The following is a 25,195-nucleotide window of genomic DNA, read 5'->3' as shown; positions in this document are numbered from 1 at the left end:
TCTCCTGTGTCCGGTTATCCGGCAATGCGATAATTGGAATGAATATCAGAGACTCCATGATAACAGAAGCCGACCTCCCAGCGACCTGACAATCGTCAGATCCCGGGCCACCAGAGACTGATACCGGCAATACCTTGTGCGCCCAGTCCGGTCGCGACGTCACCGTCATCCGGCGTGAGTCCCCCGAGGGCGTATACCGGCACCTGGGCGACGGCCACCTGCTGACGGAAGGACTCCCACCCCATGACCGGGGCACCGGGGTGGGAAGGCGTCGGCGAGACCGGACCGAGGGTGACATAGTCCGCCCCTATGGCTACTGCGTGGCTGACTTCAGCGTTATTGTGGCAGGACACCCCCAGCCATTTGTCAGCCGGAATCGGGCGATGCCCACACTCGCCGGCTTCACGCCATGGCAGATGCACGCCCGCAGCTTCAGGCACCATCTCCAACCGGTCAGCGGCGCCGTGAAGCAGAATCTCCACCCCCTGATCACGACCAACCATCACCAGATCGCGGGCAACCGCCTGGTATTCGATGGCGGTCAGCTTCGGAGCGCGCAGGATCACAAGCTCCGGCCGGGTCATGCGGATGCGCTCCTGAAACTGGTTCAGTATGTCCGCTGGCGCCCGGTATTCCCCGGTAATCGCCAGCCATGACGGCAGCTTGATCGCGCGGATAATCGGCCGGTTGGCAGCCGGAAACTCTTCATCCCGGAGTTCAGCCACCGACCGCCATTGTACCGGCTGGCCTTCCCGACCTTCCGCCTCGCCAATGGCGGCTTCGGTGCGCCAGACATCGAGAAAGACCCGTTTATCACCGTAATCATGGCGAATACCAATTACCGGGCTCAGGGACTCTACAGGCACCTGGAGACCGGTCTCTTCCTGAATTTCCCGGGCCAGGGCCTGTTGCACCGTTTCACCGGGCTCAACCTTGCCACCGGGGAACTCCAGAAGCCCGCCCTGATGGACGTGGTCCGGGCGGCGCGCGATCAGCACTCGGCCTTCGCGGATGATCACCGCTACAGCGACGTGGATTTCAGTAAGTGCCATGGTTCAGGTACGGTATTCGGCGTTGATGGTGACGTAATCGTGGGAGAAGTCGCAGGTCCAGACCCGCTCCATGACCGTTCCCCGCTTGAGGTCGATAGCGATGGTGATGTCCTCACGGTCCATCACTGCCTGCCCGCGCTCTTCGGAATAATCGTCTGCGCGCCCCCCATTGCGAACGAGACAGACGTCACCGAGGTAGATTTCCAGAGCGTTGAGATCCAGCCCCGCTACTCCGGCGCGACCAACCGCCGCAAGAATCCGCCCCCAGTTGGGGTCGGAGGCAAACAGCGCGGTCTTGACCAGCGGCGAGTGGGCAACGGTGTAGGCAACGTCCAGGGCCTCCTGCTGACTTGCCGCCTGACTGACTTCGATGGTAACGAACTTGGTGGCGCCTTCGCCGTCACGCACAATGGCGTGGGCCAGATCCAGATACACCTGCTGCAACGCCTCGCGCAGCTTGGGCAGCAGCGGGCTGTCTGATGTAATTTCCGGACCACTGTATTGGCCACTGGCAATCAGCATACAGGCATCATTAGTGGAGGTGTCGCCATCGATGGTGATGCGGTTGAAGGATACCTCCCCCAGCTCGGAAGACAGTGTCGCCAGCACATCCGGCGCAATCCTCGCGTCGGTGGCAATAAAACCCAGCATGGTGGCCATATTGGGACGAATCATGCCGGCGCCTTTGCTGATACCGGAGATCGATACGGTATGACCATCCAGATCCACCTGGCAGGACGCCCCCTTGGGGCGTGTGTCGGTGGTCATGATTCCGGAGGCTGCCTCCGCCCAGTGGTTCTCAGCGGCATCGCCCACGGTGGCGGGCAAGGCGGAGACGATCTTCTCCACCGGCAGCGGCTCTCCGATCACGCCGGTGGAGAACGGCAGCACCTCCGAGGCATCCACTCCGGCCGCATCCGCCAATGCCTGGCAGCAGGCCAGCGCATCGCTCATGCCCCGCTCACCGGTGCCGGCGTTGGCATTTCCGGTGTTGATCAGCAGATATCGCGGCGCGCTCTGGGCCAGATGTTGGCGACTCACGGTCACCGGAGCGGCACAGAACTGGTTTCGGGTAAACAGGCCAGCCACGCGGCTTCCCTGAGCCAGCTCAAAGACCACCAGGTCCTTGCGCCCCGGCTTCTTGATGCCTGCACTGCCAATGCCGAGCCTGACACCCGGAATCGGGAAAAATTCGGGCAAGGTACCGGGACCTACCGCCATGCTGCGTCTCCTTCAACTGTTCAAAATACGTGACTGTACAACGAAAAACCCGCAGCCTGGCGCTACCAGGTTGCGGGTCGTCGGGTTCATCGCGATATTACGGAGGTTAGGTTAGCTGACCTTGCCGCAACACTGCTTGTACTTCTTGCCGGACCCGCAGGGACAAGGCTCGTTTCGCCCCACCTTGCGCTCCTGTCGAACGAAGGTTTCCGGTGCCCCCTGCTGGTTACGATCCTGTTCGTCTTCGTTCTGCTTCTGCGCTGTGGCACTGGTTTCCTCATGCTGCAGCTTGGCTCTCGCCAGCTCCTGCTCCAGTTCCTGCTTGCGACGACGTTCAACCTCTTCCATCTCTTCCCGGCTCTGGACACGTACGTGGCAGAGCACGCGGGTGACATCCCGCTTCATGGTTTCAAGCATGGTCTCGAACAGGTTGAAGGCCTCACGCTTGTATTCCTGCTTCGGGTTCTTCTGGGCATAGCCACGCAGGTGAATACCGCGACGCAAGTGATCCATGTTCGAAAGATGCTCTTTCCAGAGCGTATCCAGCACCTGCAGGAAGACCTGCTTCTCGAACTTGCGCATGGACTCGGAGCCGGCAACCTCTTCCTTGGCTTTATACTCACCTACGATGGCATCCAGAACCTTCTGGCGCAGGCTCTCCTCATACAGCTTGCTGTCTTCGTCCAGCCACTTCTGAATCGGCAGGTCGATGGCCATTTCAGACTGCAGCTGGGACTCAAGACCCGCCACATCCCATTGCTCGGGCATGCTCTGCGGCGGAATGTATTCGCTGATCAACGCATCCACGACGTCCTCGCGAATGGTGTTAATCATTTCGGAAATGTCTTCCGAGGACATGACTTCGTTGCGCTGCTCGTAAATGACCGTACGCTGGTCATTGGCAACGTCATCATACTCCAGCAGGGTTTTCCGCATATCAAAGTTGCGGCCTTCCACCTTGCGCTGGGATTTTTCAATGGCGTTGGTCACCATCCGGTGCTCAATCGCCTCACCTTTCTTCATGCCCATGGCCTGCATCAGGCTCTTGACCCGATCCGGGGCAAAAATACGCATGAGATTATCTTCCAGGGACAGGAAGAAACGGGAGGAGCCCGGATCACCCTGGCGGCCGGCACGGCCACGCAACTGGTTGTCGATCCGGCGAGACTCATGACGCTCGGTACCGATGATATGGAGGCCGCCTGCGTCCAGCACCTGGTTATGGCGTTCAGTCCATTCCGCCTTGAGACGGGCAACTTCTTCCTCGGTCGGGTTATCCAGCCCCGCAACCTCAAATTCCCAGTTACCACCCAGCACGATGTCGGTACCACGACCCGCCATGTTGGTGGCGATGGTCACCGCGCCCGGCCGGCCGGCCTGGGCAATAATCTGTGCTTCACTTTCGTGCTGTTTGGCGTTGAGGATCTTGTGGTCGATACGTACCTTTTTAAGCAGCATGGACAACAGCTCGGACGCTTCGATTGAGGCGGTACCCACCAGAATGGGGCGGCCTTCCGCCGTGACATCCTTGATCTCATCGATGATCGCGTGGAACTTTTCTTCCTGCGTCAGATAAATCAGATCGTTGTAGTCGATACGCTGAATCGGCTTGTTGGGCGGAATCACCACCACATCAAGGCCATAAATCTGGCGGAATTCGAAGGCTTCAGTATCGGCGGTGCCGGTCATGCCCGCCAGCTTGTCGTACAGACGGAAATAGTTCTGGAAGGTCGTGGAGGCCAGGGTCTGGCTCTCGGCCTGGATACGCACGCCTTCCTTGGCCTCAATCGCCTGATGCAAGCCTTCGCTCCAGCGACGTCCGGGCATGGTACGACCGGTATGCTCGTCGACGATAACCACCTGGTCGCCCTGAACAATGTAGTCAACGTCTTTCTGGAACAGGTGATGGGCGCGCAGGGCCGAGTGCACATGGTGCAACAGGCTCAGGTTGGCAGCGGAGTACAGGCTTTCACCTTCCTTCAGCAGGCCACGCTCGAGCAGCAGTTCTTCGACTTTTTCGTGGCCACCTTCGGTGAGTTCCACCTGGCGGGATTTCTCATCAATGGTGAAATCACCACTGGGCTCGCCTTCCTCTTCGCTGACCTCACCCATTTCCAGATTGGGAATCAGGGTGTTAATGGCCTGGTAAAGCCTGGAACTGTCCTCAGCGGCGCCGGAGATGATCAGCGGGGTACGGGCTTCATCAATAAGGATGGAGTCCACCTCATCCACAATGGCATAGTGCAGACCGCGCTGGACCTTGTCCTCGGTGCTGAACGCCATGTTGTCACGCAGGTAATCAAAGCCGAATTCGTTGTTGGTACCGTAGGTGATGTCCGCCTGGTAGGCCGCACGCTTTTCTTCCGGAGCCTGGCCGGCCACCACAACACCCACCTGCAGGCCAAGGAACCGATAGAGCTTACCCATCCACTCGGCATCACGGCGGGCCAGATAGTCGTTTACGGTAACCAGGTGCACGCCCTTGCCGGACAGCGAGTTCAGGTATACAGAAGCCGTTGCCACCAGGGTTTTACCCTCACCGGTCTTCATTTCGGCGATGTGGCCTTCGTGCAGGGTAATGCCACCAATAAGCTGGACATCGTAGTGACGCATGCCCATCACCCGGCGACTGGCCTCGCGGACCGTGGCAAAGGCCTCCGGCAGCATGGCGTCGAGCTTTTCACCGTCATGAAGGCGGCGGCGGAACTCTGCGGTCTTACCTTGCAACTCGGAATCGGACAAATTGCCAAACTGCTCCTCAAGTTCATTAACGCGCATGACTGTCTTGCGCATTCTCTTGATTTCTCTGGCGTTTTTACTGCCGAACATCTTCGTTGCAAGCTTTGTGAACATAGACCACTGCTTCTTTGATTAATCGGAGGAAGCCGGCATTCTACCCTTATTTGCCGACAGTACAAAAGGCAGGGCTCACACCAGCGCGAATTGCGCCCATGATACGCCCCCGACCGGGGTAACGCTCTGATATTACGGGAGTGGTTTACAAAGGAAAAGGCGCGGGGGCTGGATCCGCCCCCGTGCAGGCGATGTCAGCGACTGGCGCGCTGGATATAGGTTTCCGGATTTTCGGATTTGCCGTTACGGATCACTTCGAAATGAACGTGCGGACCAGTGGACCGACCGGTGCTGCCCATCAGCGCAACCACCTGCCCCTTCTGGACCACATCCCCCACATTGACCTCAACGGACTTGGCATGGGCATAGCGGGTCAGCAGGCCATCACCGTGATCCACTTCCACCAGGTTGCCATAGCCGTATCGCTCATCGGCGTATGTTACAACCCCGCCTGCGACGGCGATAATGTCACTGCCTTCCTTGCCGGCCAGGTCCACCCCGGCATGCCAGGTACGCTTACCGGTAAAGGGGTCCGAACGATAGCCATAACGGGACGACAGCCACCCCCAGGTGATCGGACGTCCCTCGACAAACAGCTCGTCTTCCAGTTTTTTGCGGGACGCCACCTGATCCAGCAGGCGAAGCTGCTGCTCACGGTCGTCAATGCGTCGCGCCAACTGATCAATCATCGCGGTCAGTTCCGGGGCTGTGAACGAATCTCCGGAAAGGCCCGCGTCTTCCGGGCCACCCACGGCTGCCGGTTGATCAAAATCAAACTCGTCACTGGCCACCAGGCCGGACTCCACAAATCGCTGACCCAGTGCGTCCAGCCGCAACAGGCGACCCTGCATTTCACCCAGGCGCAGCGTCAGCGCATCAATCTGCTGCTGCACATTCTGCTCAATCTGGGCCAATTCGGATTTCTGGTTGCTGAGCTTCGCTTTCCACTCAACCACCAGATCCGAGGGTGTGGGTTTTGCCGCTTCGGCCTGGCTGACGGCAATCCGGTAACCGGACCAACCCACCAATACCAGCAAAGCTAGAATCCCCAACACCAGACCGGCGGCAACCGGGGCATTTACTGCGACCACTCTGGATCTTCCGTGGTGCTTGCCAACGAAAATTATATTCATATCGTCTTCTGGTTTCATAGAAGAGCCGCAACCTGATCCTGTAGTGTTGCGCCTCAGACGTTCTGGCCGGGCCTGCTATCCTTAGCAACAACTACGTATTTAATTACTCGCAGCCGCCCGTGGACATATACACATGAGACAATGTAAAAGGAGTGTAATACAGGCACTGCGCGCAAACCGTGCCGAAGTGTAACCAATCGTAACCGGAGTCGTCGAGAAAAACTGCGGCCATGAAAAAGACCTCTGATACCAAAATGACCCCGGAAACCTTCCGCCGGGCCCCCGTGCTTCGCGAACTGATGAGCAAGGCCGAGCTCCATCAGCAAGCTGAGGCAGTGGTACTGGCGGCGTTACCGAACCATCTGGCGACCGGCACCCGATTTGTCAGCTGCCAGGAAGGAGAGCTAGTGCTGTCGGCAGAAACCGGCGGCACCGCCAGCCAGATCCGCTTCCGTCAGCACGAGATCATGGAAAATCTCAGGAAGGAAGAGCTGTTCCGCTTTGTCTGGAAGCTGAGGGTAAAAGTAGCCCCACCGCGTTTCCGCGAAAAACCCAAAGTGGAAAAGGCACCCCTGAGCAAAGAAAATGCCCGACTCCTTAAGGAAGAAGCCGGGCACACGAAGGACAAACAATTACGCGAGGTTCTCGAAAAACTCGCAAGCCACGTCCGGGATTAAAGCGTCCCGCTTTAAGCCTGGGCCGCCAGCACAGGTTTCATATAGGAAATCGGGGCAGTGGCCTCGTCGTCGAAGGTCACCACTTCCCAGGCATCCTCTTCCGCCCTGAGCTTGCGCAGCAGCTTGTTGTTCAGGTCATGACCGGACTTGATGCCGCGGAACTCGCCAATCAGGCTGTTGCCCAGCAGGTACAGGTCGCCAATGGCGTCCAGCACCTTGTGTTTGACGAACTCGTCATCGTAACGAAGGCCGTCTTCGTTAAGAATCTTGTAGTCATCAACCACAATGGCATTATCCACACTGCCACCCAGCGCCAGGTTCATCGCCCGCAGCTTTTCGATATCACGCATGAAACCGAAGGTGCGTGCGCGGCTGACTTCCTTCACGAACGACGTGCTGGAGAAGTCAACGGTCGCGGTCTGGGCGCGCCCCTTGAACACAGGGTGATCAAAGTCGATCCCGAAGCTGACCTTGAAGCCTTCAAACGGCAGGAAGGTAGCCTTCTTGTCGTCTTCTTCAATGGTCACTTCGCGCTTGATGCGGATAAACCGCTTGGCGGCTTCCTGCTCGGCAATGCCGGCTGACTGCAAAAGGAACACAAACGGACCGGCGGAGCCGTCCATAATGGGTACCTCGGCAGCGCTGAGCTCCACAAAACAGTTATCAATCCCGAGACCAGCCATGGCCGACAGCAGATGCTCTACTGTTGCCACACGGACACCGTTTTTTACCAGCGTCGTGGACAGCATGGTCTCACCCACATTTTCCGCGCAGGCGCGAATCTCGACCATAGGGTCCAGGTCCGTTCTGCGGAAAATGATCCCTGAATCAACAGGCGCTGGCTTCAGGGTCAAATAGACCTTCTCCCCTGAATGCAAGCCTACACCGGTCGCACGGATAGTGTTTTTAAGTGTCCGTTGTCTGATCATCGGTTCATCATTCCGTCACAAATTGGCGATATTCTAGGCAAAAATCTGCCCCGGAGAATATCAGAAAGTAAGACTGAGTACCATTTAACCAGTGTGGCTTTGCCTTAAATTTACAATAAGCCAACACAAAGCAATCAGCCCACGTTCAATCCGGGCTATTGGCTCTCACATACTCCAGAAAACCGTTTCCGGATCACAGTTGAGACAGATTATCAATCAGCCTGACGGCGAAGGAATGCGGGAATATCGAGATAGTCGACTCCCTGCTCTTCGCTCTCTTTGCTCTGGTCAACGGCCACATTACCATGGGCAACCGCACGCCGACGCAGCACTGCAGGCCTATCGAGCTGATTGTAATCCGTTTTACCGTCCAGGGTGCGGGTGTTATCCACCACCTTGGTCGGCTTCTCACGATCACCGCCGAGGCCAGTCGCAACCACGGTAACCTTCAGTTCATCGGTCATCTCCGGATCAATCACGGTGCCGACAACCACGGTTGCGGAATCCGATGCGAATTCACGCACAATGTCGCCAACCTCGGAGAACTCGCCCAGGTTGAGGTCCATGCCCGCGGTGATGTTGACCAGAATGCCCTTGGCGCCCTGCAGGTTGATATCTTCCAGCAGCGGGCTGCGCACGGCGGCTTCGGCCGCTTCGCGGGCGCGGTTCTCGCCAGTGGCACGAGCGGTGCCCATCATGGCGTTGCCCATCTCGGACATCACCGTTTTCACGTCGGCAAAGTCGACGTTGATCATACCGTTACGGGTGATCAGGTCAGCAATGCCCTGAACCGCCCCAAGCAGAACATCGTTAGCGGAACCGAAGGCATCCAGCAGGCTGGTTTTCTTGCCCATGACCGCCAACAACTTTTCATTGGGAATGGTGATCAGTGAGTCAACCGTTTCTTCCAGCTCCTTGAGGCCGGCTTCTGCCACACTCATGCGCTTGCCGCCCTCAAACATGAACGGCTTGGTGACCACGGCAACGGTCAGGATACCCATTTCACGGGCCACTTCGGCCACAACAGGCGCCGCACCGGTACCGGTGCCACCGCCCATGCCCGCGGTAATAAAGACCATGTCGGCACCTTTCAGCGACTCGGCAATGCGGTCACGGTCCTCCAGAGCGGACTGACGCCCTACCTCCGGATTGGCGCCGGCACCCAGCCCCTTGGTGATGTTGCCACCAAGCTGGATGATCTGGCGTGCATCCAGGTCGGTCAGTGCCTGGGCATCGGTGTTGGCGCAGATGAACTCCACACCTTCAATGTCACTGTTAAGCATGTGGCGTACGGCGTTACCACCGCCACCACCTACACCCACTACTTTAATGACAGCGTTTTGCTGGACATTATCGACGAGTTCAAACATTCCCCTACTCCTTCGTGCTGTTTTCAGCCTTGTTCCAGGCTGTTTGTTCGAGATTGTGTTTTCGAGATACCTTCGTTTACTGCTATCCCGGAACCGTCAGAAGTGACCGGTGAACCAGGCTTTCATGCGCTCCAACAGCGAGGGTGCGTCTTCACCCTTGAGCACCGGCGTCCGCCCCAGATCCATCTGGCGGAAACCATGAATCAACAACCCCACGCCGGTGGCGTAGATCGGATTGTTGACCACTTCCGTCATACCGGAGACCGCCTGCGGACAGGCCAGCCTTACCGGCATGTGGAAGATCTCTTCGGCCAGTTCCACCACCCCTTCCATGGTGGAGGAACCGCCTGTAATGACGATGCCTGCGGGAATCAGATCCTCGAATCCGGACCGTCTCAGCTCCGACTGCACGAGGGTGAAAAGCTCCTCGTAGCGGGGCTCAACCACTTCCGCCAGGGCCTGACGGGACAGGTCCCGCGGTGCGCGGTCTCCGACACTGGGCACCTTGATGGTTTCATCCGCACCGGCCAACTGGGTCAGTGCGCAGGCATACTTGATCTTGATTTCTTCGGCATTCTGCGTGGGTGTGCGCAGGGCCATGGCAATGTCATTGGTGACCTGATCGCCGGCGATGGGAATCACCGCGGTGTGACGAATCGCACCGCCGGTGAACACGGCGATGTCGGTGGTGCCGCCGCCAATATCAACCACACACACGCCCAACTCTTTTTCGTCTTCCGTCAGGATGGCGTGGCTCGACGCCAGCTGCTCCAGAATGATGTCATCCACCTCCAGGCCGCAGCGCTTCACACACTTCTCAATGTTCTGAGCGGCATTCACAGCACAGGTCACCAGATGCACCTTGGCTTCCAGACGCACGCCGGACATGCCCATGGGCTCCTTGATGCCTTCCTGGCTATCGATGACGAACTCCTGCGGCAGTATGTGCAGGATTTTCTGGTCCGCCGGAATGGCCACCGCCTGAGCGGCGTCAATCACCCGGTCGATATCCGCCTGGGTCACTTCCCGGTCACGGATGGCGACAATGCCGTGGGAGTTGAGACTCTTGATGTGACTGCCAGCGATGCCGGCATACACCGAGTGAATCCGACACCCCGCCATGAGTTCGGCTTCTTCAACCGCGCGCTGGATGGCTTGCACGGTGGTTTCGATATTCACCACCACACCACGCTTCAGCCCCCGTGACGGGTGCGAGCCGATGCCCACCACCTCAATGGTCCCGTCCATCTTGCGCTTGCCGACAATCGCAACCACCTTCGAGGTTCCGATATCGAGGCCGACAATCATGTTTTCCGTTTCAACCGATGACATGTGTTTCACCAAACCGTAGGTCTGAATTTGACGTTGCTATGATTTTTTTCCGGAGCCAGACGCTTCCGACTTCCATTTCACCGCCACACCATTGCTGTAGCGGGCATCCACCCGACTGACTTCTTCCGCACGGGAGATCAGCCGGTTTTCATACACTGTAAGGAAACGCGTAAAGCGCTCTTCCACCAGATCACGCCCCAGCACCACTTCAATGCCGTTGGCCAGGCTGAGGGTCCAGGCGCCCCTTTGTTCCAGAGTCAGGCCAGCAAAGCCAAGGCCATGACCGTTCAAGGTATCGCTCATGGTTCGAGCCATGCGAATCACGTCCTTGACCCGCTCATCCGGCCCGGCAAGCCTGGGTAACCGGCCAGCCACTTCCGGATTGTCCGGAGAAAACAGTTCGCCGGCACGACTCACCAGACGATCTTTGTTCCAGTAAGCCAGCGGTTTCTTCTCACGAATTTCCACCTCCAGCCTATCCGGCCAGACTCGCCGAACCGCTGCCGATTCCACCCACGGGCGCTGCTCAAGATCACTCTTGATTTCGGACAGATCCGTGGCAAAGAAACTCTTGCCAATCCAGTCACCTGCCTTACGCTCCAGGTCGGTGCGACTCTCGCCCACCAGGGTGCCGGTTACATCAATGCCCATGATCTGGCGATCCATCGCGCTCAGCACCTGGCTGGTCCCCCAGGGCACCATCGCCGCTGCCAGAACAATCGCGGCGCCCATACCAACCTGTAGCCAGGGCACGGCCGCCAGCACTGCCTTCAACAATCCGAACCGGTTCCGCTCTGGCCCCAGGGTCGTTGCCCCCCGCCGCCGAGGGGGATCGGGCGGTACCGCCCGGCTCCGGATCAGAAGGCTGTCAAGCATGGCTGTCCTCCAGGGTGTCCTTGAGAATCCGTACCACCAGTTCTTCAAAGCTGATACCCGCCGCTCTTGCGGCCATGGGTACCAGGCTGTGATCCGTCATACCCGGAACGGTGTTGACTTCCAGCAACCAGAAACCGCCATCGCGGTCCTGCATGATGTCCACTCGCCCCCAGGTGCGACAGCCAACGACCCGGAAGGCGTCCAGGGCCAGATGCTGCAACTCCAGTTCAGTCTCCGGATCAAGGCCACAGGGAATGCGGTAACGGGTGTCGTCCGCCTCGTACTTTGCCTCGTAGTCGTAGAACACATGATCGGTGCTCAACCCGATGGCCGGCAGCGCCTGGTCCTGCAGCAGGCTGACCGTAAACTCCGGACCTTCAACCCACTCTTCCACCAGCACCAGCGAGTCCAGCGTGCAGGCCTCCTGATAGGCTTCCACCAGTTCGTCGCGATTGGTCACCTTGCGAATGCCAATGCTCGATCCCTCACGGGATGGCTTGACGCTCAGGGGCAACGACAGGCTCCGCAGAATGTCGTCAACTTCGCTCACCGCTCCCATGGCGCGAAACCTTGGCGTCGGCAGACCGCAACCCTCGAACACGTATTTGGTACGCAGCTTGTCCATCGCCAGAGCGGAAGCCAGCATTTCGCTGCCGGTGTAGGGAATACCGGCCTGAGACAGAATCGCCTGCAGGGTTCCGTCTTCACCGCCACGGCCATGAAGCGCAATGAACACCCGATCAAACTCCGGGCTGTCCACCGTACGCAACAGGCACCCCTTGACGTCAACGCTGTAGGCGTCGACACCGGCGGACTGCAGCGCGGCCAGGACCGCGTTCCCGCTTTTCAGGGACACTTCCCGCTCCGCGGAATCACCACCCATGAACACAGCTACGCGACCGAGCGCTCGCACTGTTTCCGGCGCCGCCTGATATCCCTGTGTATCCATGCGCTTTGCATCACTCACTGGCAATCACTCCTGCCGCCGCGAGGCGGGCAGCAACGCCGCCAATATCCCCGGCACCCTGGGTAATCAGCAGATCCCCGTCCCGCAAGGTATTGGCGAGCAACTGTTCAATTTCACTGTTGTCTTCCACAAACACCGGTTCCACGTTCCCGCGCTGACGGATGCTGCGGCACAGAGCCCGGCCATCGGCTCCGGGAATCGCGGGCTCGCCAGCGGAATACACATCCATCAGCAACAGTCCGTCCACCTCCGACAGCACCCGTACGAAATCTTCGTAAAGATCCCGGGTACGGGTGTAACGGTGAGGCTGGTAAAGCATCACCAGACGACGCTCGGGCCAGGCATCGTGCGCTGCGCGAATTACCGCTTCCACTTCGGTCGGGTGATGACCGTAATCGTCCACCAGCGTGATGGTGCCGTTAGGGGTCTGATAGTCGCCATACACCTGGAACCGGCGGCCCACGCCTGCAAATCCGGCCAATCCGCTACAAATAGCCGCGTCATCAACACCCTCATCAGTGGCTACCGCAATGGCCGCCAGGGCATTCAGTACGTTGTGACGGCCCGGCATCTTCAGTTCCACCTGCAGGTCCGCCCGGCCACCCGGCCGGCGTACCAGGAAGTGGGTACGCAAGCCGTCGGAGCTGATCTGTTCGGCACGGTAATCCGCATCCGGATTGTCGATACCGTAGGTAATAATCGCCCTGGAGATGCGCGGGATGATCTCCCGCACGTAGCCATCGTCCACACACATCACCGCAATGCCGTAGAACGGCAGGTTGTGCAGGAAATCGACGAAAGTTTGTTTCAGGCGCTCGACATCACCACCGTATGTGTCCATGTGATCGGCTTCGATGTTCGTTACCACCGAGATAACCGGCGTCAGGTGAAGGAAAGACGCGTCGCTTTCGTCCGCCTCCGCCACCAGATATCGGGAACCGCCCAATTGGGCGTTGGTGCCGGCGCTGTTCAGCTTGCCACCGATTACAAAAGTGGGATCCAGGCCGGCTTCGCCCAGTACCGAGGCAATCAGGCTGGTGGTGGTGGTTTTACCGTGAGTGCCCGCCACCGCAATGCCATGGCGATAGCGCATGATTTCCGCCAGCATCTCGGCACGGGGCACAATCGGCACCCGCCGGCTGCGGGCCGCTGCCACTTCCGGGTTATCACCGGATACGGCGGTGGAGACCACCACTACGTCCGCCTTGGCGCTGTTCGATTCCCGGTGGCCGATGTGGACTTCGACGCCCATGGCTTTCAGCCGGTCGGTGACCGCGCCTTCACGAATATCAGAACCCGACACGTCGTAGCCCTGGTTCTTGAGAACCTCGGCAATACCGCTCATGCCGGCACCGCCAATACCCACAAAATGGATATGACGAATACGGCGCATTTCCGGCACCTGATAGACCAGCGGCGGGTTGGTTGCGTCAGCCATTGGCGGCCTCCAGACAGTAATTCACGACTCTCTCCGTTGCATCCGGGCGGGCCAGCGATCGCGCAGCCTTCGCCATGTTCAGTACCCGGGACCGGTCGTTCGACAGGTCCCGTAACGTTTCCGCCAGCGATTGCGGGTTCAGCTTCGGCTGCGGAACAAGGACCGCCGCCTGAGCGCTTACCATGTGCTGGCCATTCATGGTCTGGTGATCGTCCACGGCATGGGGGAAAGGCACCAGGATCGCCCCCAGGCCCGCCACACAGAGCTCTGATACGGTCAGGGCGCCGGAGCGACACAACACCAGATCCGCCCAACTGTAGGCTTCTGCCATATCCTTGATAAACGGTTCCACGGACGCCTCAACCCCACTTTGCTCATAGGCATCCCGGGCGGCATCCGCATGTTTTTCACCACACTGGTGTCGCACCACTGGCCGTTCGGCTTGCGGGAGTTTCGCCAGGGCCTCGGGCACCTGCTGGTTAAAAACCTGCGCACCCAGGCTGCCACCGACCACCAGCAAACGCAGCGGCCCTTCCCGCTCCGCCATCCGCTGCTCCGGCGCGGCCAGTTCCGCCAGATCCTGCCGTACAGGATTACCGGTACAGCGAGTCACGACCTTGTCACCGAAGCTGCCCGGGAACGCTTCCAGAACGGTTTCGGCGAAACGTACCAGTAGACGGTTGGTCATACCCGCCACGGCATTCTGCTCATGGATCACCAGCGGGATACGGTTCAGCCACGCGGCAACACCCCCGGGCCCGGTCACGAATCCACCCATGCCGACCACGCAATCGGGCCGGATTCTGCGAATCACGGTGAAGGCTTCGCCTAGACCGCGCATCAGGCGGAAAGGCGCTGCCAGCAACGCCAGCTTGCCTTTGCCCCGTAGGCCGGAGACGTGAACCAGCGCCAGCGGAATGTCGGTTTCGTCGATCAGACGCTCTTCCATACCACCTGCGGAGCCGAGCCAGAACACCTCGTGGCCCTTTTGCTGCAGGGCACGCGCGGTCGCCAGTGCCGGGAACACATGCCCACCGGTGCCGCCGGCCATCATCAGGAAACGACGCTTGTCAGTCATACACTGCGCCTCCCCTGACCCGCTTTCCGGTTTTTTCCCGTGCCAGCCGCTCCCGATCCAGGCGTTCCATTTCCACGCGCGCCAGGATGCCCAGGGAGATGCAGGTAATCATCAGGCTCGATCCGCCGTAACTGACCAGCGGCAGGGTCAGCCCTTTGGTCGGCAACAACCCGGTACTCACCGCCATGTTGATTCCGGCCTGCAGGCCAATCAGTAGCGTAATGCCGTAGGAGAAACACGCGGCAAATGGCATATTGGCTAACTCGGCGCGACGGGCAATCACGAAGCCCGTTACCACCAGAACCGTAAACAGCCCCAGTACAACCAGCGATCCCATCAAACCGAACTCCTCGGCAATGATGGCGAAGATGAAATCCGTGTGAGCCTCCGGCAGATAGAACAGCTTCTGCACCGAGTTGCCCAGCCCGACGCCAGCCCACTCACCGCGCCCGAAGGCGATCAGTGACTGGGTCAACTGATAGCCGGTGTCAAACTGATCTTTCCAGGGGTCGAGATAGCTGACCACCCGCTTGAGGCGATACGGCTGGGTTACCACCAACACCACGCCAAGAACCACCAGGGTCCCGATCAGCGGCATAAACCGGGTCAGCCGGACGCCGCTCAGGAAAATCATGCCGGCGGCCGCGCTCACCAGTACCACCGTGGCGCCGAAATCCGGCTGAATAACCAGCAACATCGAAGCCACAGCCAACACGACCAGGGGCTTGATAAAGCCTGGCCAGGTGTTCAGTAATTCATCACGGCGCCGAACCACATACCCGGCCAGGTAGGCTATCAGACACAGTTTGGCCACTTCCGACACCTGGACATTGAACAGTCCGAACGGGATCCATCGAGTGGAGCCGTTGACGGTCCGCCCCATGGGAGTGAGCACCAGCACCAGTACCAGCAAGCCGACACCCAGCAGAAGCCATCCGCTACGCTCCCACCAGGATACGGGGACATTCACCGCCACCAGAGCCAGAAAGCACCCGATACCGGCGAAGATCAATTGCCGGATCACATAGTGGTAGCTGTTGCCGACGGTTTCCGCGGCTATATCCATGGAGGCAGAGGAGATCATGACCACCCCCATGACCAGCAGGGCCACGGAACTGAGGATCAGCAGTGGCAGTGGTCGCAGATCACTGAACAGCTGCTGCCGGCTCGGGAGTGTGAAATCAGTCTGCATCACAGCCCCTCCACTTGTTGCCGGAACTGATCCCCGCGATCGTTGTAGTCGCGGAACATGTCAAAGCTCGCACAGGCCGGGGACAACAACACCCGATCCCCTGGCTGAGCCAGGCCTGCCGCCTGGACAACCGCGTCCGCCATGGTCTCCGCATGGGCAATCACCGCCGCCGTTCCAATGTTTTCAGCAATGCGGTTGGCATCCTGGCCGATCAGCACGACGGCGCGGCAATGCAGGGTGACCGGCACTTCAAGTGGCGAAAAGTTAGCCCCCTTGCCATCGCCACCGGCGATCAGAACGATTTTCCCGTCCGCCGGGACCAGGCTCTCGATAGCCGCGGCCGTAGCGCCAACGTTGGTGCCCTTGGAATCGTTGATGTAATCCACATCGTTGACCCGGCGCACGAACTCACACCGATGCGGCAGGCCACGAAACTCCCGCGCCACCGTCAACATGGTTTCCATGGGCAAACCAGCCGCTTGCCCCAACGCCAGCGCCGCCATGACGTTGCTGATATTGTGGCGGCCCAGGAGTTTGAGCTCTTCCGCCAGCAACAGGTTGTCAAAACCGAAGGTGATCCAGGTGCCCTCATCATCGTCACGGGTACTGAACGTATCCGGATTCACCCGGTGAAAACCGAAGCACAGGAACCTCAGGTTATCCCGTGCCATCGGCGTGCTCAGGGCATCGTCCAGATTCACAATGGCGTTCTGGCAGCCCCGGAAAATACGTTGTTTGGCCTGGAAGTAGGCCATCTTGGACGGATAACGGTCCATGTGGTCGTCACTGACATTCAGTACCGTGGCCGCCAGGGCATTCAACTCATCGGTCGTTTCCAGCTGGAAGCTGGAGAGTTCCAGCACATACAGGTCAGCCTGACGCCCCAACAGGTCCAACGCCGGGGTACCGATATTACCGCCCACTTCGACCCGGCGCCCCGCCGCCCTGGCCATCTCACCCAGCAAGGTGGTGACCGTGGTTTTACCGTTGGAGCCGGTAATGGCAACAATGGGAGCATCCGCAGCCTCGGCAAACAGGTCGATATCGCCACGGATCTTCGCGCCCCCGGCAACCGCTTTGCGGATGGCGGGTGTTTCCACACTGACCCCCGGGCTGACCACCAGCTCATTGAAGCTGGCAAACCACTGCTCATCGAACGGCCCGGTCTGTACCGGCACGTCCGGCCATTCTGACGTCAGCTCGTCGAGACCCGGCGGATTGTGACGACTGTCAGCCACTGCAATCTCGCGCCCCTGCCCGCACAGATAGCGCACGCAGGAAAGCCCGGTTTTACCGAGCCCCACGACCAGTGTGCGACGATCTGACACGATGACACTCATAGAGACGCCATTCCCCTATCGCAGTTTCAGACTGGCAATGCCAATCAGAACCAGAACCACAGTAACGACCCAGAAACGCACGATAACTCGTGGTTCAGGCCAGCCTTTCAATTCAAAATGGTGATGCAACGGCGCCATGCGGAAGATCCTCCGACCGGTCAGCCGGTAGGACGCCACCTGCAGGATCACCGATACGGTTTCCATGACGAACACCCCGCCCATGATGAACAGCACAATTTCCTGGCGAACGATCACGGCCACGACCCCCAAGGCTGCCCCGAGGGCCAGGGCACCGACGTCGCCCATGAACACCTGGGCCGGGTAGGTATTGAACCAGAGAAAGCCGAGGCCGGCGCCAACCAGAGCGCCACAGAACACAATCAGCTCCCCGGTACCCGGCAAGTGCGGAATCAGCAGGTAATTGGCAAACTGGGCATGGCCGGACAGATAGGCAAACAGACCCAGTGCACCGGCTACCATGACCGTCGGCATAATCGCCAGGCCGTCCAGGCCATCCGTCAGGTTGACCGCGTTGCTGCTGCCGACAATCACGAAATAGGTCAGCAGGATAAAAATCACCGGCCCGAGGGTCAGCGATACGTTCTTGAAAAAGGGCACATACAACGACGTTTCCTGTGGCAACGAAGAACTGAAGAACAATGCAACCGCTGCGGCGCCACCAATCACCGATTGCCAGAAGTATTTCCAGCGGCCCGGCAGGCCCCGCGGATTGCGCTCCACAACTTTGCGGTAATCGTCGACCCAGCCGATAGCGCCAAACAGCAGCGTGACCAGAATCGTTACCCACACATAGCGGTTGCTGAGATCCGCCCACAGCAGAGTGCTGATACCAATGGCAACCAGGATCAGCGCGCCCCCCATGGTGGGCGTTCCGGCCTTGCTCAGATGCGTCTGCGGGCCATCGTCACGCACCGCCTGACCGATCTGATACTGACTCAGTTTGCGAATCATCACCGGACCGATCAGCAGCGATATGGCCAACGCCGTCAGCGTGCCCAGAATCCCGCGCAGCGTCAGATACTGAAACACCGTCAGGGCGGTAAAATATTGTGATAGAACCTCTGTTAGCCAGAGCAGCATGAGTTATTCACCTTTTCTTTCATCCCCTCCACCACGCGATCCATGGCGGAACTGCGAGAACCCTTGACCAAAACGGTCATCGGAAGCTGCGGGCCAGCCAACAGGCGGTCCACGGCATCATTGTGGGACGGGCATATTTCAGCCGTTTCCCCAAAACCTTCGACATACCCCTCACACCCCGGGCCCACGACCACCAGGCGCTCTATCCCGCGGTCGCGGGCATGGGCGCCCACGTCGCGATGCAACGCCAGGCTCTCGGGCCCGAGCTCCGCCATGGCGCCAAATACCGCTACGCGGGTACCCGGCCTGGCCGCCAGCACATCAATGGCGGCCTTCATGGACGACGGGTTGGCGTTATAACTGTCGTCGATCAGCGTCAGATCCCCGGACAGCGCCACCATCTGCAACCGCCCCTTCACTGCCTCCAACGCCGCCAGCCCTTCGCGGATGGCGTCATCCGTCGCCCCGAGCTCACGGGTAGCCGCGATAGCCAGAAGGGCATTGGTGATATTGTGTTCGCCCTGGAGAGCCAGGGAGACGCTACACTGCCAGTCATCGGCACCATGTGCGATGAAACTTTGTTCATCGATATCAACGCTGATCCCGGACGGGTAATAATCCACTGAGTCCCGGGCCTTGCCACTGATGGCAACGACCCTTCGTTCGCCCGCCCGCTGCTGCCATGTGCCAAACGCAGGATCATCGCCGTTAAGAACCACCAGTCCGTCGGGGCCAACACCATCAATGATCTCGCCTTTGGCGCGGACAATGTTCTCGTAACTGCCAAACCCCTCCAGGTGGGCCTGACCGGCATTGGTCAGGATGGCCACGTCCGGACGGGTAATCGCCACTGTGTGGGCAATTTCCCCCAGCCCACTGGCGCCCAGCTCAATGGCGCCAAAACGGTGTTCCTTCTCCAGCCGGAACAGGGTGAGAGGAACACCGATGTGGTTGTTCAGATTGCCCTCTGTCGCCAGGGTGGTTCCCATCTGTGACAGAATGGACGCCACCATTTCCCGAACCGTGGTTTTGCCGCTGCTGCCGGTGACCGCCACAAACCGGGCGGCACTCTCGTTACGGTTGCCTGCAGCCAGCTGCGCCAATGCCTCCACTGTGTCCGCGACCACAATCTGCGGTATATCCACGGACCGGTCTTCGGTATCCACCACCGCACCCACGGCGCCGGCATCCCGAGCGGTCGCAAGGAACTGGTGACCGTCAAAGTGTTCGCCCCGCAGCGCCAGAAACAGATCCCCACGGCCAATCCTGCGAGTATCCGTAGAAACACCGGAAAACAGACGCTGCCCGGCGTCGGCCGCCCGACACTGGCCGCCTGTCAGCGCGATGGCTTCCGCCAGCGAGAAGGCGCGAATCACGCCACACCTCCATTGAGCTGGAGAATATGGCGAACCTGTTCCGCGTCGCTGAAATGGCTCCTCTGCCCGGCGATTTCCTGGTAGGTCTCATGGCCCTTGCCAGCGATCAGCACGACATCACCCTCGCCAGCCTGACGGACCGTTCGGGCAATCGCCTCAGCGCGATCATGAATCACCGCAACCTGGCCCGGATCTGAAAACCCTTCCAGAATATCGCGGGCAATGGCGTCCGGATGCTCACCCCGGGGGTTGTCATCCGTCACCACGACAACATCCGCACCCTTTTCCGCTTCCGCCGCCATTTCGGGACGCTTGCCGCTATCCCGGTCACCACCACAACCGAACACACAGAACAACCGGCCTTTTACATGGGGGCGAAGCGCCGCCAGCGCATTGGCCAGGGCATCCGGCGTGTGGGCATAATCCACCACCACACGCACGCCATTGGCGCCGGTGAACGGTTCCAGCCGACCGGGCGGGGGTTGCAGCGACTCGACTGCTTTCTGAACCCGCTCTACCGGCACGCCAAGACTGAGCACAGCTGCCATCGCCGCGAGCACGTTGCTGGCGTTGAAGCTGCCCATCAACGGCACACTGATGTCGAACGCGCCCCATTCGCCATCCACTGAAGCGCTGAACCCGTGCAGGGTTGGCTCGAATTCCGTCAGCCACAATTCCGTCTGGGCCTCGTGCAGGCTGTAGCGCACACGATCACATTTGCCTTCAAGCTGCTCGTACAGCTGACGTCCGAACGGGTCATCAAAATTGACCACGGCGAAGTGCAGTTCCTCTCGTTCAAACAGGCGGGCCTTGGCCGCGCCGTAGGCTTCCATGGAGCCGTGATAATCAAGATGGTCCCGGGTCAGGTTGGTAAACACGGCACCCGTCATGGTGAGCCGGTCGATCCTGCCCTGGGCAAGCGCGTGGGAAGACACTTCCATCGCTGCGGCACGGCCACCCTGCGCCAGGATCCGGGATAACACCCGGTTGACCTGAACCACATCCGGCGTGGTGTGGGATGCCACCTGAAGCGCACCCGGCATGCCGTACCCCAGGGTACCCAGCACCCCACAGGGTGTTCCGGTCTGCTGGAGCAGCTGTGCGATGTACTGACTGACCGAGGTTTTGCCATTGGTTCCGGTCACCCCGATCAGGCGCAGGCGCTGGGAGGGGTGCTCGAAAAATCGATCGGCAATCTTGCCCAGCTTGCTTCGCAGGCCGGTGACAGGAACGATCAGGGCACCGTGGTGTTCACGGCACTCGCCGGGCTCATCGACCTCAAGAATAATGACGGTTGCTCCCGCCGCCACGGCCTGATCGACATAATGATCGGCAGGCGTCTGGCTGCCAGCCAGTGCAATAAAGGCATCCCCCGACGTCACCTTCCGGCTGTCCGTTTGCAAGCCGTGGATGGTCACGTCGAAGACCGACGGTACCGGTGCGATACCCTGTAACAATGTGCTGAGTGATGTGATACACATAGCCTACCCCCGCTCCCCGGGTGTTTTCGGTCCTGCTGGTGCGTCACCGACTTCCAGTTCCGGTTTCACATTCAGCAGCCGCAGCGCATCGCTCATGACTCTGGCAAATACCGGTGCCGCCACTTCGCCACCGTAATATTCACCGGATTGAGGTGCGTCTACCGCCACCACTGTTACGATTCTCGGATGATCAATAGGTGCCATACCGGCGAAGATGGCCTTGTACTGACTGTCTTCATAGCCACCTTTCCCCACCAGGTGCACGGTACCGGTCTTGCCGCCGGCGGAATAAAAACCCGGCTGCGCGCGTTTGCCCGTGCCATGCTCAACGGCCTCGCGCAGCATTTCCCGTATCTGAAATGAGACCTTTTCAGACAGCACGCGTTCCCCCGGTGGCCGTTCTTCCCGCTTCAGCAGACTCAATGGATAGCGAATGCCGCCATTGGCCAGCACCATGTATGCCTGCGCCAGCTGCAGGGCGTTCACGCTCATGCCATAGCCATAGGACAATGTCGCCTCCTCAACGGGGCGCCACTTGGGCGGTGCCGGCAGAACGCCAACGGCTTCGCCGGGGAACCCGATCCCTGTCGGCTGGCCAATACCGAGGCGGGAGTAAAGATCCCGGATGACGTCACCACCAAGCTCTGTGGCAATTCTGCTCATCCCCACGTTGCTGGACTTGGAAATGACGGTGGTCATGTCTATCACGCCGTAATTGCGACTGTCGCGGATGGTAAAACGACCAAAGCGCCGGTAGCCCGGCGCTGTATCAATCGTGCTGTTGTGATTGAACTTTCCGGACTCCAGGGCCGCCGCCATAGTGACCGGTTTCATGGTGGAACCGGGCTCAAACAGGTCCGTAATGGCCTTGTTCCGCAACCGGTCCGCACTCAACTGACTCCGATCATTGGGGTTGTAGGAGCCCTGGTTGACCATCGCCAGCACTTCCCCGGTATCCACGTCCAGCATGACCAGGGTTCCGCCGCGGGCACTGTGTGCTCCGACAACCGCCTTGAGTTCCCGATAGGCCAGGTACTGAAGGCGCAGATCAATGCTTAAGGCGAGATCTCTTCCGGGTCTGGCATCACGGATCAGCGTCAGATCCTTGATGACCCGTCCACGATTATCCTTGAGCACCCGCTTGCGGCCACTCTCGCCGCTCAGCCACTGGTTGTAGGCCAGTTCTATGCCTTCCTGCCCGCTTTCATCTATGTTGGCAAACCCGACCACATGGGAAGTCACCTCGCCCGCCGGGTAATACCTGCGATATTCCTGGCGGCTGTATACCCCCGGGATACCCAGCGCCAACGCCTGTTCGGCTAGGCCCGGCTGGATCTTGCGACGAAGGTACATGAACTCACGACCTTCATAGGATGCCAGCCGCTGCCGTAAACGAGCTTCATTGATGTCGAGCAGGCGCGCCAGATGACTTAAACGGGGTTCGTCCGGGCCCAGTTCGGATGGATTGGCCCACACCGTCTGTACCGGCGTGCTGACCGCCAGGGATTCCCCATGACGATCCGTGATAACACCCCGGTGGGCATCGATGGATTCCACGCGGATGGTGCGCACATCGCCCTGCTTGCGCAGGAATTCGTTATCGACCACATGCAGGTCCACCAGGCGCCAGCCGAGAACGACCACCACAATCAGGAAAACGCCCAGCACAGAGCCATAGCGCCAGGCTTTCAGCCCGGCAGCCAATCGCTGACTCCATGTTGAGTTCTTTCCCTGATCGGACAAAGCAGTCACCCTGAGTTAGTTATTATCAGTGTTCAAAGGCCCGCTACCGGCGTCATCAGCGGCACCAGCACAATATCCTCTTTACCGGGCACAACCATTCCAAAGCGCTGGGCCGCAAGAGCTTCCACCCGACTATGGGCACTTAATGCGCTCTGCTCCAGCAGCAACTGGCTCCATTCACGCTGGTACTGATCCCGCTTCCCCTGGAGCTGCGACAAGGTGTTGAACAGCTCCCGGTTCTCATGGGCGCTCACAACCACGCCAATGGAAGACGCAATCAGCAAGCCCACCAGCGCAACGGAAATCAGCACCCGTTTTTGTTGCAACGACTCAAAAACCTGCTGCGACACACGAACCGCACTCGCCAGCCCGTCCTTGACCTTCTGCTTGTTCAGACCCGCGGTCTTGACCGCTGGCGCAATAGCTACGGCGCCCATACTCATGCGCTCCCCTGTAAACCCTGTTTGTTATGAACACGCTCAAGCACTCTCATGACTGCGCTCCGCGCCCGAACGTTATCACTCACTTCTTCCGTATTGGCCTTACTGGCCTTGCCGATCAATCGAAACTCCGATGCCTCCTCGGCAGCCGTCACCGGCACCCCTTTCGGCAACCTGGGCCCACGGGCAATATCCCGCATGAACCGTTTGACCAATCGATCCTCCAGCGAGTGGAAACTGATCACCACCAGACGTCCACCCGGTACAAGCCGCTCCGCCGCCGCAGCAAGCACCACCTCCAGATCCTCAAGCTCCCGATTGATAAAAATCCGGATTGCCTGAAATGTCCGGGTTGCGGGATGCTTGTTTTTTTCCTTTTTCGGGACCGCCTGGCTGACCAGTTCCGCCAGCTCCCGGGTGGTCTGAAGCGGCGCTTCCTGCCGACGCTCGACGACACGGCGAGCGATGCGACGGGAGAAACGTTCCTCACCGTAGCGGTAGATGACGTCCGCAATTTCGCGTTCCTCTGCCTTCGCCAGCCACTGCGCGGCGCTGGGCTCCTGCTCGGGATTCATGCGCATATCCAACGGACCATCGCGCATGAAGCTGAATCCACGGGCGGCGTCATCCAGTTGCGGCGAAGACACCCCCAGATCCAGCAACACCCCGTTCACACTTTCCCATCCCTGCTCCCGGATAGCCGCATCAAGCTCGGCAAAAGAACCGTGGTAACAGGAAAAGCGCGCGTCTGCGGAAGCCAGCTCACGAGCCGCCCGAATTGCCTCGGGATCCTTGTCTATTCCCAGCAACCGGCCCTGCTCCCCGAGCTTTCCGAGCACCAAACGGCTGTGGCCACCACGACCAAAGGTGCCATCGACGTACAACCCATCGGGGTCATTAATCAGATAATCGACCGCCGAATCCAGGAGCACGGAGCGATGCGAGAACTTCTGGCCCGCAACCCCCTGCTTGCGATCGGAGGTCATAAGGAAAGTGCCTCCATCTCTGGCGGCATGTCTTCGTCGTCCGAGGACTCATCCAGCCAGGCGAACCAGCGCTCTTCGCTCCAGAGCTCCAGCTTTTTGCCTTGCCCGATCAGCATCAGTTTTTTCTCCAGGTGCGCATAACTGCGCAATGTAGGCGGAACAAGAATGCGCCCCGCACCATCAAGCTCCATGGGCGCAGCATTACCCAGAATCAGGCGCTGCAGCCGACGGGCCGCTTTGTTCATGTTGGGCAAGGCTTCAATCTTGGGCCGGAGGATTTCCCATTCCGGCTCCGGATACACCAACAGACAGCGCTCTTCATCCGCATTGGCAGTCAATACAATGCGACCACCACAGGCTTGCGCGAGTTCCTCACGCACCTTGGCGGGGATCGCCAAGCGACCCTTCGCATCCATATTGATGGCATGACTGCCAAGAAAGTTGCTCATTTGCACCGACTCTGGGGTTCAGAAACCAAAAAAAACCACTAAAAACCACTTTTTCCCACTTCTGCACACTATAGAAACACGCAATACACAATGCAAGCGCCGCTAACGGCGTCGCACCTGTAAAAGTTCCTTTTATGACAAGAGGTTACAGCTCAGGATTC

21 protein-coding genes are annotated in these 25,195 nt (G+C 59.4%); 1 reads left to right on the top strand and 20 read right to left on the bottom strand.

From position 1 onward, the window contains the following. Window positions 1–95 precede the first annotated feature (95 nt). The 4 genes from ACJO5Y_RS08275 to ACJO5Y_RS08260 all read right to left on the bottom strand — a co-directional run bounded on the left by ACJO5Y_RS08275 (window position 96) and on the right by ACJO5Y_RS08260 (window position 6,277). Window positions 96–1,052: a Nudix family hydrolase gene (locus ACJO5Y_RS08275; protein ID WP_406986040.1), complete on the bottom strand. Its 957-nt coding sequence runs from the start codon at window positions 1,050–1,052 to the stop codon at window positions 96–98. A gap of 3 nt (window positions 1,053–1,055) precedes the next feature. Beyond that, window positions 1,056–2,273, bottom strand: coding sequence for a bifunctional glutamate N-acetyltransferase/amino-acid acetyltransferase ArgJ (argJ, locus tag ACJO5Y_RS08270; protein WP_406986037.1), 1,218 nt, complete (start codon window positions 2,271–2,273; stop codon window positions 1,056–1,058). A gap of 111 nt (window positions 2,274–2,384) precedes the next feature. Continuing rightward, the gene (gene secA / locus ACJO5Y_RS08265; protein ID WP_406986035.1) at window positions 2,385–5,126 is read right to left on the bottom strand and encodes a preprotein translocase subunit SecA; all 2,742 of its coding nucleotides are present in this window, start codon (window positions 5,124–5,126) and stop codon (window positions 2,385–2,387) included. A 194-nt stretch (window positions 5,127–5,320) separates the two neighbouring features. Beyond that, a complete protein-coding gene (locus ACJO5Y_RS08260; protein ID WP_406986032.1) occupies window positions 5,321–6,277 on the bottom strand; it encodes a M23 family metallopeptidase in 957 nt (318 codons plus the stop codon). Window positions 6,278–6,489: 212 nt separating this feature from the next. Here ACJO5Y_RS08260 and ACJO5Y_RS08255 point away from each other — a divergent pair, with 212 nt between their 5' ends. Then, on the top strand, window positions 6,490–6,936 hold the full coding sequence (locus tag ACJO5Y_RS08255; RefSeq protein WP_406986029.1) for a DciA family protein: 447 nt from the start codon (window positions 6,490–6,492) through the stop codon (window positions 6,934–6,936). 11 nt (window positions 6,937–6,947) lie between these two features. On the opposite strand, the gene lpxC is transcribed toward ACJO5Y_RS08255, so the two are convergent. From lpxC to mraZ, 16 genes are all read right to left on the bottom strand, one after another. Continuing rightward, on the bottom strand, window positions 6,948–7,865 hold the full coding sequence (gene lpxC / locus ACJO5Y_RS08250) for a UDP-3-O-acyl-N-acetylglucosamine deacetylase (RefSeq protein WP_406986027.1): 918 nt from the start codon (window positions 7,863–7,865) through the stop codon (window positions 6,948–6,950). A 212-nt stretch (window positions 7,866–8,077) separates the two neighbouring features. After that, complete coding sequence (gene ftsZ / locus ACJO5Y_RS08245) at window positions 8,078–9,235, bottom strand: cell division protein FtsZ (protein WP_406986024.1); 1,158 nt, start codon at window positions 9,233–9,235, stop codon at window positions 8,078–8,080. A 96-nt stretch (window positions 9,236–9,331) separates the two neighbouring features. After that, a complete protein-coding gene (ftsA, locus tag ACJO5Y_RS08240; RefSeq protein ID WP_213479051.1) occupies window positions 9,332–10,567 on the bottom strand; it encodes a cell division protein FtsA in 1,236 nt (411 codons plus the stop codon). 36 nt (window positions 10,568–10,603) lie between these two features. Then, window positions 10,604–11,443, bottom strand: a complete 840-nt coding sequence (locus tag ACJO5Y_RS08235) for a cell division protein FtsQ/DivIB (RefSeq protein ID WP_406986021.1) — start codon at window positions 11,441–11,443, stop codon at window positions 10,604–10,606. Next, window positions 11,436–12,392 (bottom strand): D-alanine--D-alanine ligase, encoded by a 957-nt coding sequence (locus ACJO5Y_RS08230; protein WP_406986219.1) that lies wholly within the window; start codon window positions 12,390–12,392, stop codon window positions 11,436–11,438. The genes ACJO5Y_RS08235 and ACJO5Y_RS08230 overlap by 8 nt, the downstream gene beginning before the upstream one ends. Window positions 12,393–12,402: 10 nt before the next feature. After that, on the bottom strand, window positions 12,403–13,848 hold the full coding sequence (gene murC / locus ACJO5Y_RS08225; RefSeq protein ID WP_406986018.1) for a UDP-N-acetylmuramate--L-alanine ligase: 1,446 nt from the start codon (window positions 13,846–13,848) through the stop codon (window positions 12,403–12,405). Beyond that, entirely contained in the window at window positions 13,841–14,926 is a 1,086-nt protein-coding gene (gene murG, locus ACJO5Y_RS08220; protein WP_406986016.1) for an undecaprenyldiphospho-muramoylpentapeptide beta-N-acetylglucosaminyltransferase, read from the bottom strand. Before murG ends, murC begins: the two co-directional genes overlap by 8 nt. Next, window positions 14,919–16,118: a putative lipid II flippase FtsW gene (gene ftsW, locus ACJO5Y_RS08215; protein ID WP_406986015.1), complete on the bottom strand. Its 1,200-nt coding sequence runs from the start codon at window positions 16,116–16,118 to the stop codon at window positions 14,919–14,921. The genes murG and ftsW overlap by 8 nt, the downstream gene beginning before the upstream one ends. Next, window positions 16,118–17,458 carry a UDP-N-acetylmuramoyl-L-alanine--D-glutamate ligase gene (gene murD, locus ACJO5Y_RS08210; protein ID WP_406986012.1) on the bottom strand — a complete coding sequence of 447 codons (1,341 nt, stop codon included), beginning with the start codon at window positions 17,456–17,458 and terminating at the stop codon, window positions 16,118–16,120. Before murD ends, ftsW begins: the two co-directional genes overlap by 1 nt. 15 nt (window positions 17,459–17,473) lie before the next feature. Next, window positions 17,474–18,559, bottom strand: a complete 1,086-nt coding sequence (gene mraY / locus ACJO5Y_RS08205) for a phospho-N-acetylmuramoyl-pentapeptide-transferase (RefSeq protein ID WP_406986010.1) — start codon at window positions 18,557–18,559, stop codon at window positions 17,474–17,476. Continuing rightward, window positions 18,544–19,935, bottom strand: coding sequence for a UDP-N-acetylmuramoyl-tripeptide--D-alanyl-D-alanine ligase (locus ACJO5Y_RS08200; RefSeq protein WP_406986008.1), 1,392 nt, complete (start codon window positions 19,933–19,935; stop codon window positions 18,544–18,546). Before ACJO5Y_RS08200 ends, mraY begins: the two co-directional genes overlap by 16 nt. Next, window positions 19,932–21,416 carry a UDP-N-acetylmuramoyl-L-alanyl-D-glutamate--2,6-diaminopimelate ligase gene (locus ACJO5Y_RS08195; protein ID WP_406986006.1) on the bottom strand — a complete coding sequence of 495 codons (1,485 nt, stop codon included), beginning with the start codon at window positions 21,414–21,416 and terminating at the stop codon, window positions 19,932–19,934. Before ACJO5Y_RS08195 ends, ACJO5Y_RS08200 begins: the two co-directional genes overlap by 4 nt. Window positions 21,417–21,419: 3 nt before the next feature. Next, the gene (locus tag ACJO5Y_RS08190; RefSeq protein ID WP_406986004.1) at window positions 21,420–23,159 is read right to left on the bottom strand and encodes a peptidoglycan D,D-transpeptidase FtsI family protein; all 1,740 of its coding nucleotides are present in this window, start codon (window positions 23,157–23,159) and stop codon (window positions 21,420–21,422) included. 32 nt (window positions 23,160–23,191) lie between these two features. Beyond that, on the bottom strand, window positions 23,192–23,596 hold the full coding sequence (gene ftsL / locus ACJO5Y_RS08185) for a cell division protein FtsL (RefSeq protein ID WP_406986217.1): 405 nt from the start codon (window positions 23,594–23,596) through the stop codon (window positions 23,192–23,194). A gap of 2 nt (window positions 23,597–23,598) precedes the next feature. Then, window positions 23,599–24,585, bottom strand: coding sequence for a 16S rRNA (cytosine(1402)-N(4))-methyltransferase RsmH (rsmH, locus tag ACJO5Y_RS08180; RefSeq protein ID WP_406986002.1), 987 nt, complete (start codon window positions 24,583–24,585; stop codon window positions 23,599–23,601). Further along, window positions 24,582–25,034, bottom strand: a complete 453-nt coding sequence (gene mraZ / locus ACJO5Y_RS08175) for a division/cell wall cluster transcriptional repressor MraZ (protein ID WP_406985999.1) — start codon at window positions 25,032–25,034, stop codon at window positions 24,582–24,584. Before mraZ ends, rsmH begins: the two co-directional genes overlap by 4 nt. Window positions 25,035–25,195 lie beyond the last annotated feature (161 nt).

The sequence above is a fragment of the Marinobacter alkalisoli genome (assembly GCF_045449855.1).
Taxonomy (GTDB): domain Bacteria; phylum Pseudomonadota; class Gammaproteobacteria; order Pseudomonadales; family Oleiphilaceae; genus Marinobacter.
This window is presented reverse-complemented; position numbering and strand designations above follow the sequence as displayed.

What these genes read in the sequence shown, in the direction of transcription:
- ACJO5Y_RS08275 (WP_406986040.1), bottom strand. Translation starts at nt 1,052, where the DNA reads ATGGCACTTACTGAAATCCACGTCGCTGTAGCGGTGATCATCCGCGAA.
- argJ (WP_406986037.1), bottom strand. Translation starts at nt 2,273, where the DNA reads ATGGCGGTAGGTCCCGGTACCTTGCCCGAATTTTTCCCGATTCCGGGT.
- secA (WP_406986035.1), bottom strand. Translation starts at nt 5,126, where the DNA reads ATGTTCACAAAGCTTGCAACGAAGATGTTCGGCAGTAAAAACGCCAGA.
- ACJO5Y_RS08260 (WP_406986032.1), bottom strand. Translation starts at nt 6,277, where the DNA reads ATGAAACCAGAAGACGATATGAATATAATTTTCGTTGGCAAGCACCAC.
- ACJO5Y_RS08255 (WP_406986029.1), top strand. Translation starts at nt 6,490, where the DNA reads ATGAAAAAGACCTCTGATACCAAAATGACCCCGGAAACCTTCCGCCGG.
- lpxC (WP_406986027.1), bottom strand. Translation starts at nt 7,865, where the DNA reads ATGATCAGACAACGGACACTTAAAAACACTATCCGTGCGACCGGTGTA.
- ftsZ (WP_406986024.1), bottom strand. Translation starts at nt 9,235, where the DNA reads ATGTTTGAACTCGTCGATAATGTCCAGCAAAACGCTGTCATTAAAGTA.
- ftsA (WP_213479051.1), bottom strand. Translation starts at nt 10,567, where the DNA reads ATGTCATCGGTTGAAACGGAAAACATGATTGTCGGCCTCGATATCGGA.
- ACJO5Y_RS08235 (WP_406986021.1), bottom strand. Translation starts at nt 11,443, where the DNA reads ATGCTTGACAGCCTTCTGATCCGGAGCCGGGCGGTACCGCCCGATCCC.
- ACJO5Y_RS08230 (WP_406986219.1), bottom strand. Translation starts at nt 12,392, where the DNA reads ATGGATACACAGGGATATCAGGCGGCGCCGGAAACAGTGCGAGCGCTC.
- murC (WP_406986018.1), bottom strand. Translation starts at nt 13,848, where the DNA reads ATGGCTGACGCAACCAACCCGCCGCTGGTCTATCAGGTGCCGGAAATG.
- murG (WP_406986016.1), bottom strand. Translation starts at nt 14,926, where the DNA reads ATGACTGACAAGCGTCGTTTCCTGATGATGGCCGGCGGCACCGGTGGG.
- ftsW (WP_406986015.1), bottom strand. Translation starts at nt 16,118, where the DNA reads ATGCAGACTGATTTCACACTCCCGAGCCGGCAGCAGCTGTTCAGTGAT.
- murD (WP_406986012.1), bottom strand. Translation starts at nt 17,458, where the DNA reads ATGAGTGTCATCGTGTCAGATCGTCGCACACTGGTCGTGGGGCTCGGT.
- mraY (WP_406986010.1), bottom strand. Translation starts at nt 18,559, where the DNA reads ATGCTGCTCTGGCTAACAGAGGTTCTATCACAATATTTTACCGCCCTG.
- ACJO5Y_RS08195 (WP_406986006.1), bottom strand. Translation starts at nt 21,416, where the DNA reads ATGTGTATCACATCACTCAGCACATTGTTACAGGGTATCGCACCGGTA.
- ftsL (WP_406986217.1), bottom strand. Translation starts at nt 23,596, where the DNA reads ATGGGCGCCGTAGCTATTGCGCCAGCGGTCAAGACCGCGGGTCTGAAC.
- rsmH (WP_406986002.1), bottom strand. Translation starts at nt 24,585, where the DNA reads ATGACCTCCGATCGCAAGCAGGGGGTTGCGGGCCAGAAGTTCTCGCAT.
- mraZ (WP_406985999.1), bottom strand. Translation starts at nt 25,034, where the DNA reads ATGAGCAACTTTCTTGGCAGTCATGCCATCAATATGGATGCGAAGGGT.